Raw genomic sequence first — 6928 nt, forward strand, 5'->3', positions numbered from 1 at the left:
TAAAAAAAACTAAAAAATTACGGCCTTTTAATTTTGTTCCATCTTTTAAAAAAGTATTATATAAAATAACTTTTTTTTAGAAGCTGAGAGTCTAATATGCTAAAACCACTGTTAATATTCGAACCAATCACCATTAGGTTTATTTTACAAATTGTTCTAATTTCGTTAGGACTACTTTAAAAAAAACAATTTTAATGAAAATACTGGGTAAAATTTTTTTATTAATTTTAATAGTTTTTCTGCTCCCTTTTGATGTAAAAGGGCAACAAAATTTTTCATTTGAACATTTTTTAGTAGAAGATGGACTTCCTCACAATACCATAAGCCAAATTATCCAAGATAAAAAAGGATTTATTTGGTTGGGTACCTTTAATGGTCTCAGTAAATATGACGGTTCTACTTTTCAAAACTATAAAACTCAAGCATCAGATAAGGTCTTAATGAAAAGTAACCGAATCAATAAAATTATTGAAGATAAATTTGGTCGTATTTGGATACGATCGGATATTTATAAAACAAATACCTATTGTTTTGATCCTAAAACGGAAACTTTTTGGGGTACTGAACTAATTCCCAATTTATCAAAAACTGGATTTCCATTAAGCAAAATAAAAGTCAATAAATCCGGTTTAGTATGGCTGCTTTCTGAAACAGATGGATGTATTTTGATTTCCGACTCTTTGTTTACAACAAAAATATACAGCAAAAAACAAAAAACACTTTCATCTTCTGCTGTTTATTCAGTACATGAAGATGAGCAAAAAAATTCTTGGCTATTAACAGATAATGGATTAACTCTAGTTAAATTTGATAAACTAAGTCAGCCAATTAATTACTTTTCAAGTCAAAATGGTAAAACTACTTCATTTTATTCCGCCGTTGAATTGGATGATGAGGTTTGGTTTGGTGGTTCAAACGGTCAAATCGCTAAATATTCTAAAAAAGGACATTCATTTAGAACACAAAAAATAGAATTGGATGCTACTATTACTTGGATGGCTAAATTGGATGAACAGACAATTGTGGCTTTAACTGATCAAAAAGGTTTTTGTACTATTAATATTTTCACAGGAAGCATTCGAATTTATAATTCAGATACCGTAAAAGGACTTATAACTAATAATATAAACCCTATTGAGCTTGTAAAGAATAGTCAATTATGGTTTGTGAGCAATCGAAAAACGGGTATTTATCTGTTTGATTTTTCTGAACAAAAACTGTATTATTACCCTCCAATTTTACAGGGATTAACTAGGCCAACTATACCTGTAGTACCATATGTTTTTACTGATTATAAAGGAGACGTATGGGTACAACCTTATGGCGGAGGTTTTTCAAAATTTAACCCAAGTAATCATGAACTCATTCCATTTAATTATACTGATTATTTCCCTAACGGTAATTTTACAAATAGTTTTATTACCACTTTTTTTGATAAGCAGGGAAATTTATGGTATAGCACTGAATTAGCAGGTTTAGTGAAAGTGGTGTTTAGTGAAAATAATTTCAAAACATCTAGTGTAACCAATAAATTAATTGAGTCTTCTACTAAAGTTGTACGGTCTATTTTTCAGGACAAAACAGGTAATATTTGGGTAGGTAACAAACAAAATCAAATTGTTGTTTTAGATAAAAATTTCAATCAAATTGGGAGTCTTTCTTCCTCTGGACAATTAAAGAAAAATTCAAAATGGAACAATGCTGCTTATAGTATTATGCAAGACAACCAATCGAATATTTGGATTGGTACCCGCGGAGATGGACTTTATAAATTAATTCCACAAAAAGGAGAGTTTACTTATAAAGTAATTAATTATAAAAACGATAAATCAAATCCTTATAGCATAACAAGTGATGATATTTATAACGTTTTTCAAGATAAAAATAATCGAATTTGGTTGGGGACTTTTGATGGTCTTAACCTGATCAACACTAATATAAATGGAGAAACACATTTTATTAGCTATAAAAATAAATGGAAATCGTACCCAATAGACAGTTTTGATAAAGTGCGCTGCATAAAACAGTCTGCTGAAGGACTGCTATATGTAGGAGCAACCAAAGGACTGCTAGTATTTGATCCCAATAAAATGTTTGCTTCTTCCTCTATTAAAAAATATGAAATTGGATTTGATGAAACTCATATTGGGCTAAACGGTAATGATGTTATAGATATTTGCATCACCAAGAAAAAGGAAATTTTTGTAGCTACTACTACAGGAGGGATTAACAAAGTTGTTAAAAAAGATGCTGTAGGTTTTCCACTAAAATTTAAAAGTTATACTAAAAATAACGGTTTACCCTCTGATAATATTCTTTCGCTTTTGGAAGATGTCGATGGAAAAATATGGATAGCAAGTGATTATACCTTATCTCGTTTTAATCCCAATCAAGAATTTTTTGAAATATTTCATGAGGTGAAAGGAATTATATCCAATTATAATTTTTCTGAAGCTACAGCATTAAAATTAAAATCTGGCGAATTGCTATTTGGATATTCAGAGGGGATTTTACATTTCTTTTCAGACCAAATAAAAACTAATGATTTCACTCCTTATTTAGCCTTTTCCAATCTTCAACTTTTTAATCAAAAAGTTTCGATTAACAAAGATTCTCCTTTAAATTTCTCCATTGATGATAGTAAGGAATTGGTTTTATCGCACGATCAAAATTTCTTTACTATTGAATTTGCAGCACTCGATTATAAAAATCCTGCCAATATTAATTATGCTTATAAATTAGAAGGATTTGATAAAAATTGGAATTACGTCAAAGCGCATGGTACAGCAACGTATACCAATGTACCCAAAGGGAAATATGTTTTTAAAGTAAAATCGGCCAATAGCCAAGGTGTTTGGGCTGAGAACGAACGTCAATTACCAATAATCATCAAACCTTCAATTTGGAATTCCAACTTTTCGTATATTATATATGTTTTAATTCTAATTGGTCTCTTCTTACTTATTAACCATACTTTAATAACCATATTTAGATTAAAAAGCAATGTGAAGTTAGAGAAAGAAATCTCGAATATAAAACAAAAATTTTTCATAGATATTTCACATGAATTGCGCACACCTTTAACTCTAATTTCTTCGCCTATAGAATACCTAATTAATGACAATAGAACTCCTGAAGCTATAAAAAAACAACTTTCCTATATAGCCCATAGCTCGAACAGACTGCAAAGACTTGTAAATCAAATTTTAGATTTTCGTAAAATTCAAGATACAGGTATAAAGGTTTCTGAAATAAACGTAGCTGCGTTTGTGAAAAATATTTTTAACGATTTTATAGAGGTAGCAAAAGAAAAAGATATTCATTTCACTTTTCAGAACAATACTAAAGAGACTAAAATCTGGGCCGATAGGAATGGATTCGAAAAAATTATAATGAATCTATTATCCAATGCCTTTAAGTATACCCCAAAAGGAAAGTCGATTACAGTAAAAATTACAAAAAAAGAAAAACAAGTAGGAATTCATTTTATTGATGAGGGTATTGGGATTCCAAAAGAAAACCAAAGTAAGCTGTTTACTCGTTTCGTTTCGTTTAGCGATATAAGTAATAACCCTAGTACAGGAATTGGTTTGTCAATGGTAAAAGAACTTGCCGAAAAACATAATGCTAAATTATTTTTTGAAAGTGAACCGAATAAAGGAAGTTCTTTTTCTATTTATTTTAAGTTAGGTAAAGAACATTTTTCAAACGAAGTTGATTTTATTAATGAAGAAGAAAAACAGGAATCGGAATCTAATTTAACTTTAACTCCAAAATTATCTGTAAGTGACATTCAAGAAAAATATAAAATTTTGGTTGTTGAAGATGAACCAGAATTACGATCATTTATTAAAAGTGTACTTGAGGATAAGTATGAAGTTATAGTAGCAGATGATGGCGAGAAGGGGTATGAATTAGCTATTAAAGATAATCCAGACTTTATTATTAGTGATATTATGATGCCAAAACTAAGTGGAGTTGATCTATTAAAAAAGATTAGAAAAAATATAGAGACCAGTCATATTCCAGTAATTTTACTAACTGCAAAAGCGAATATAGAAAGCAAATTGGAAGGACTCTCTTATGGTGCGGATGATTATATTACCAAACCTTTTAGTGTCTCTTACTTATCGGCTCGAATTGAAAATCTTCTTAACCAACGAAAGCGATTACAAAATATTTTTGGTGTTTTTGATAAAAATGAGTTAAAAGACTTTAATCCTATGCCTTGTTTAATCTCCGACCAAGATGAAGAGATTATGCAAAGAGTTATGCTTTTAATAGAAGAAAATATAGATAACAACAATTTTTCTGTAGAGGAATTAGGCTCAAAGGTTGGATTGAACCGAACTACATTTGGGAACAAAATTAAAAGTCTTACGGGATATACCCCCGTAGAATTCATTAGAGATATCAGAATAAAGAGAGCCGCTCAATTAATTATTAGTAGCCAGTTGTTAATAAAGGAAATTGCTTTTATGACAGGGTTTTCAGACATGAAATATTTCAGTAAATCCTTTAAGAATAAATATGATGTTACTCCTATGGAATATAGGAAACAAAATAAATAGAAATGACAAACAAATCTTAACTTTATGACATGGGGTTAGAAACAGTATCCCTCGAGTATTGTAAAATTCGACTGATAAGCTAGTTTTATTAAATAGGGAATACAGCAAATAATTCGAAAAAAAAACCGCTCATTGCAGAGCGGATTTTATATTCATTTTTTTTAAAGTTCAAGACTTTTAAAAAAATTTTATTTTGATAACTCCACAAAATACTTGTAAAATAAAGGAATGGTTTCAATCCCTTTTAAGTAATTAAAAATCCCAAAATGTTCATTGGGTGAGTGAATAGCATCGCTGTCCAAACCAAATCCCATCAAAATGGTTTTGCTTTTAAGTTCTTTTTCGAACAATGCTACAATAGGAATACTTCCGCCAGAACGAACTGGAATTGCTGGCACACCAAAGGTTTCAGTATAGGCTTTATTAGCCGCTTTATAGCCAATGCTGTCTGTTGGCGTTACATAGCCCTGACCCCCATGATGCGGCTTAACTTTTACTTTCACACCAGCCGGAGCAATACTGATGAAATGTTTGGTGAATAATTCGGTGATTTCTTCCCAATCCTGATTTGGCACCAAGCGCATCGAAATTTTGGCGAAAGCCTGGCTCGCAATAACCGTTTTTGCTCCTTCGCCAGTGTAACCACCCCAAATTCCGTTTACGTCAAGTGTAGGTCGGATAGAATTTCTTTCATTAGTTGTATACCCTTTTTCGCCATAGACATCGTTTAAGTCCAAGGCGTTTTTATAAGTTTCTAAATTGAAAGGGGCTTTTGCCATTTCAGCTCTTTCAGCTAGTGATAATTCTTCAACTTTATCATAAAAACCAGGAATGGTAATGTGGTTGTTTTCGTCGTGAAGTGATGCAATCATTTTTGCCAAGATATTTATTGGATTAGCAACTGCGCCACCATAAAGACCTGAATGTAAATCTCTATTTGGACCAGTAACTTCAACTTCTACATAACTCAAACCACGTAATCCTGTGGTAATTGATGGTTGTTGATTGGAAATCATTCCTGTATCCGAAATTAAAATCACGTCGTTTTTTAATTTTTCTTGGTTACGTTCTACAAACCAACTCAAACTTTTGGAGCCAATTTCTTCTTCACCTTCAATCATGAATTTTACGTTACATGGCAAAGTATTGGATTGAACCATATACTCCAATGCTTTCACGTGCATGTACATTTGTCCCTTGTCGTCGCAAGCGCCTCTTGCAAAAATGGCTCCCTCAGGATGAATTTCTGTCTTTTTGATAACAGGTTCAAATGGAGGGGAAGTCCATAATCGTATTGGATCTGCTGGTTGTACATCATAATGACCATAAACTAAAATAGTAGGTAATAACGGATCTATAATCTTTTCGCCATAAACAATTGGGTTTCCAGGGGTGTCGCAAATTTCGACAATATCACAACCTGCTTTCTCCAAACTTTCTTTTACGGCATTCGCGGTATCAATAATATCTTGAATGTAAGCGGTATCGGCGCTTACGGATGGGATTTTTAATAGTTCAATTAATTCGTTGATAAAACGATCTTTATGCTGCTGCACATAAGATTTAATAGTTTCCATAATTAAGTAATTTTTATACTTTCAAATATACAAAAAAGGGAATGAATATTTTTTTTGAATAATTTCTTTGAAATACAGAAGTTATGATTATATTTGCACCCACAATTGAGCGGATATGGTGAAATTGGTAGACATGCCAGACTTAGGATCTGGTGCCGCAAGGCGTGTAGGTTCGAGTCCTATTATCCGCACTTTAAATGATAAAAAACCCTTAAAATCAACATTTTAAGGGTTTTTTTATGTCTTGTTTTTCCGAAATAACAGCGTTATTTTTCGGATCAATCCCAAAACCTGTGGAGCGACAAAAATTAAGCATAAATATTTGTTAGTCTAAAAAGGAAAAACTCAATATTTCTAACCCCTCTGAATTGAGATCTAAATGCTTTTATTTTGGCATTGAAAGACTCAGCCGAAGCATTTGTACTTCTGTTATCAAAATAATTCAATATGGTTTGGTAATGATTGATTATTGTTCGGGATATTGTATTGAAAGACTTGAACCCTGATTGATTTACTTTTTCGTGCCATTTGGCAAGTCTAGCAAAACCAATAATTTTATCGGTAGTTTTAACCTGTGGAGCGACAAAAATTAAGCATAAATATTTGTTAGTCTAAAAAGGAAAAACTCAATATTTCTAACCCCTCTGAATTGAGATCTAAATGCTTTTATTTTGGCATTGAAAGACTCAGCCGAAGCATTTGTACTTCTGTTATCAAAATAATTCAATATGGTTTGGTAATGATTGATTATTGTTCGGGATATTGTATTGAAAGACTTGA

The 6928-nt window shown here is 31.6% G+C and carries 4 protein-coding genes and 1 tRNA gene; 2 read left to right on the top strand and 3 right to left on the bottom strand.

All coding sequences use genetic code 11. The annotated features are described in order from the left end of the window. Positions 1–194: 194 nt before the first annotated feature. The gene (locus E0F76_RS16415) at positions 195–4571 is read left to right on the top strand and encodes a hybrid sensor histidine kinase/response regulator transcription factor (protein WP_132008675.1); all 4377 of its coding nucleotides are present in this window, start codon (positions 195–197) and stop codon (positions 4569–4571) included. Positions 4572–4759: 188 nt separating this feature from the next. On the opposite strand, the gene E0F76_RS16420 is transcribed toward E0F76_RS16415, so the two are convergent. After that, a complete protein-coding gene (locus tag E0F76_RS16420; protein WP_132008678.1) occupies positions 4760–6148 on the bottom strand; it encodes a dipeptidase in 1389 nt (462 codons plus the stop codon). Positions 6149–6257: 109 nt separating this feature from the next. Between E0F76_RS16420 and E0F76_RS16425 the strand changes: the two genes are divergently transcribed. Then, positions 6258–6339, top strand: a tRNA-Leu gene (locus E0F76_RS16425). 117 nt (positions 6340–6456) lie between these two features. On the opposite strand, the gene E0F76_RS16430 is transcribed toward E0F76_RS16425, so the two are convergent. Together E0F76_RS16430 and E0F76_RS16435 are read right to left on the bottom strand one after the other, a co-directional pair. Continuing rightward, positions 6457–6738 carry a transposase gene (locus E0F76_RS16430; protein ID WP_342773097.1) on the bottom strand — a complete coding sequence of 94 codons (282 nt, stop codon included), beginning with the start codon at positions 6736–6738 and terminating at the stop codon, positions 6457–6459. Beyond that, a partial coding sequence (locus E0F76_RS16435) for a transposase (RefSeq protein ID WP_165932729.1) occupies positions 6738–6928 on the bottom strand: 191 nt, incomplete at its 5' end. The genes E0F76_RS16435 and E0F76_RS16430, both read right to left, overlap by 1 nt.

Source organism: Flavobacterium cellulosilyticum, from assembly GCF_004349355.1.
Classification (GTDB): domain Bacteria; phylum Bacteroidota; class Bacteroidia; order Flavobacteriales; family Flavobacteriaceae; genus Flavobacterium; species Flavobacterium cellulosilyticum.